Raw genomic sequence first — 259 nt, forward strand, 5'->3', positions numbered from 1 at the left:
TCGTCCGCTCCTAGAAACCAAAACGAAAGGAAAAGCCCCATGATCACCAGCTACACCGTCACCGGGATGACCTGCAACCACTGCGTGCACGCCATCAAGGAGAGGTATCGGCCGTGCCGGGTGTCACCGGCGTCGAACTCACCCTCGAGGACGCGAAGCTCAACGTCAGCTCTGAGTCCCCGGTCGACTTCGACCGCATCGTCGAGGCCGTCTACGAGGCCGGCGAGCAGTACAGCGTCGCCTGAACCAGCGTCCATGA

General features: G+C 61.8%; 1 protein-coding gene. It reads right to left on the reverse strand.

The window, feature by feature from the left end; genetic code table 11:
* Window positions 1-50: 50 nt before the first annotated feature.
* The coding region (locus BN358_RS28475; protein ID WP_040582604.1) for a hypothetical protein at window positions 51-259 on the reverse strand (209 nt) is incomplete at its 5' end.

The sequence above is a fragment of the Sedimentibacter sp. B4 genome (genome assembly GCF_000309315.1).
Classification (GTDB): Bacteria; Bacillota; Clostridia; order Tissierellales; family Sedimentibacteraceae; genus Sedimentibacter; species Sedimentibacter saalensis.